Origin of the sequence: Actinomadura sp. DC4 (genome assembly GCF_030406325.1) — a bacterium.
Taxonomy (GTDB): domain Bacteria; phylum Actinomycetota; class Actinomycetes; order Streptosporangiales; family Streptosporangiaceae; genus Actinoallomurus.
Window position 1 is genome coordinate 1 of record NZ_JAUEQY010000089.1, and the last position, 867, is coordinate 867.

Genomic DNA, 867 nt, shown 5'->3' on the forward strand with positions numbered 1-867 from the left:
TGAGGGGCCCTGCGGTTTCCGGACAGCTGCGTTGTGCCTGACTTAAGCAGCGACCTGGGGACTCAGATACTCATCCTCGACCTCTTGAGGCGTCTTATAGCCGAGACCAGAATGAAGTCGCTGTCGATTATAGAAGCCTTCGATGTATCTGACAACCTGACGGCGGGCCTTCGCTCGATCCATGAACTCGAACCGATTCAACCACTCATTCTTCAACGTACCGAAGAACGACTCGGCCATCGCGTTATCCCAGCAGACACCAGTCCTGCCGACAGACTGGCGTATCCCCATCGCCTTGAGTTTGCCGGCGAAGCCGAGCGAGGTGTAATTCGATCCCCGATCAGAATGAAAAATTGCACCTTCGGCGACTTGGACGTTCAACGCGGCCATGTCGATCGCCGCCTCGATCAACGAGGTCTGGAAGTGATCCGCCATCGCCCATCCGACGACCTTCTTGCTGTAACAATCGATCACCGTGGCCAGATAAAGGAACCCCTCCCAGGTGGGAATGTAGGTGATGTCACCGACGAACTTGGTACCTGGCGCAGGCGCGGTGAAGTTCCGTTCGACCAGGTCAGGGATGCGATGGTGTGGGTCGGCGTCGGTCGTGAGGGGCCGCCAGGGCCCTGGTTGGCAGGCCCGCAGGCCCAGCTCACGCATCAGCTGCCGCACCAGCTCTGGACTGACCCGCTCACCGCGACGTTCCAGCACCGCGTGTACGCGCCGGTATCCATAAGTCTCGTGGTGGGCGTGAAAGATCGTAGCGATCCGCGCCTTGAGACGTTCGCGTCGTTCGGCAGTGGCCGACGCCGGCCGATGCCGCCATTCGTAATATCCCGACCGTGACACGCCGAGCCACGCACACAT

At 60.0% G+C, this 867-nt stretch carries 1 protein-coding gene; it reads right to left on the reverse strand.

Annotated features, from left to right (window positions below; translation table 11 throughout):
• Positions 1-42: 42 nt before the first annotated feature.
• Positions 43-867, reverse strand: an 825-nt coding sequence (locus QWU11_RS47080) for an IS3 family transposase (protein ID WP_290121137.1), incomplete at its 5' end; no start/stop codon positions are given.